The organism is Vibrio sp. D173a (assembly GCF_030248475.1).
Genome location: NZ_JAHGAH010000923.1, coordinates 1 through 596, shown reverse-complemented (window position 1 = coordinate 596; position 596 = coordinate 1). Strand labels below are relative to the sequence as shown.

Annotated in this window: 1 pseudogene; it reads right to left on the bottom strand. The window is 46.8% G+C overall.

What is annotated here, in order from left to right:
- Positions 1-596: pseudogene (locus KIV40_RS30300) on the bottom strand (hybrid sensor histidine kinase/response regulator); the annotation flags it as partial.

Genomic DNA, 596 nt, shown 5'->3' with positions numbered 1-596 from the left:
CGGCAATGATGGCTTGATCTGAGCTGTTGTCAAAGGTGCCAACCGCTGTTTCACCAGCTAGCGCTTTATCAATGACCTCGAGACTGAGGTCGATGGCTTGTTGAGAATGCGCCAGACTTCTTGGTAGATGATCGCTGCCGACCAGTAGCGTCTGCATGTTTGAACTCTTGTTGAGATCCGCAATCAGCTTAGTAATACCGTTGATTGGCAGTCTGAACATGGCGTAGCTGTGTAGGTAGCCTTGTTGAACAATCGGTGCACCTAGCCAAGCACTCTGCTTACCGTTTTCATCTAAGAAATCGGAAACGATAACAGGTGTGTAATCTTCGTTAGTCTTGCGTTTTTCCGTGACGTCTTTAGCCAGTTTTTGGAACGTCAGGCCAAGATTTGAGTCTTTGTATTTACCAGTGAGCAGGTTAGTACCGTAGTTGTCTTGTTTAAACACTGAGTAAGCGACGTTACCGTTGATATCAACCAGGAGGATATCGTCAAAATCGGCACGTTTAATCAGTTCTAAATAGGCGTTGTGGTAGCGCTTGTGAAGTAGGCGATAACGCCCACTGCCAACGTAGCTGCTCGATCCAGGCAAAATTGAC